This window comes from Verminephrobacter aporrectodeae subsp. tuberculatae At4, from assembly GCF_000193225.1.
GTDB classification, from domain to species: Bacteria; Pseudomonadota; Gammaproteobacteria; order Burkholderiales; family Burkholderiaceae_C; genus Acidovorax; species Acidovorax aporrectodeae.
In genome coordinates this window covers 1-701 of record NZ_AFAL01001008.1, presented here as the reverse complement: position 1 = coordinate 701, position 701 = coordinate 1, and the positions used below count along the sequence as shown (strand labels likewise).

The 701-nt window shown below is 75.5% G+C and carries 1 protein-coding gene; it reads left to right on the top strand.

Features of this window, described 5'->3' with window-relative positions; translation table 11 throughout:
• Positions 1-80 precede the first annotated feature (80 nt).
• On the top strand, positions 81-701 hold a 621-nt coding region (locus tag VTU_RS33325; protein WP_322835875.1), incomplete at its 3' end, for a DNA polymerase III subunit gamma/tau C-terminal domain-containing protein.

Below are 701 nucleotides of genomic sequence, written 5' to 3'. Positions count from 1 at the left end.
AAAACCTGACGCAGCCTGAGGCGGCGCCCCCGGACAGGGCGCCAGGGGAGGGCGCGGCGCCGCTCCCCCCGCCGCCGCCCGTGCCCCCCCCTGCCGCGCCGGCATGCGCAGCAGACAGTGCCGGCGGACCCTCCCCGCCGGGTTCGGACCGACCGCCGCGCACGCAGGCCGCCGCCACGGTGCTGCCGGTGCGCAGTGCGGAGCACTTTTCCAGCGATGGGAAACCGGCGCAAGCCACGCGGGCCGCGCTGCACGCCATCCCGGTGCGCGTGATGCCCGAGCCGGAATCCACGCCCGAGCCTGCGCCGTCGCGCCACAGCCCCACGCCAGAGGGCGACGTGTGGTACGCCGCCGTGCAGCAGCTGGTCTCCACGCGGGCCATCGAGGCACTGGCGCGCGAATTGGCCCTGCAGTCGCAGCTGGTGGCGCGCGACGGCGCGCACTGGCTGCTGCGCGTGGAGAGCGAGTCGCTCATCAGCCAGCCCACGGCACGCGAGCGCCTGCGCGAGGCGCTGCAGGCTGCGGGCCACGCCAGCCAGATCAGCGTGGAGTTGGGCGCCGTCGCCGACAGCCCCGCCCGCCGCATCGCCGCCGCCGCCGCCGCCGCCAGGCTCCGCGCAGAAGAAATCGTCGCCAGCGACCCCTACGTGCAGTCGCTGATGCGCGAGCATGGCGCGAAAATCGTTCCGGGCAGCGTCAGA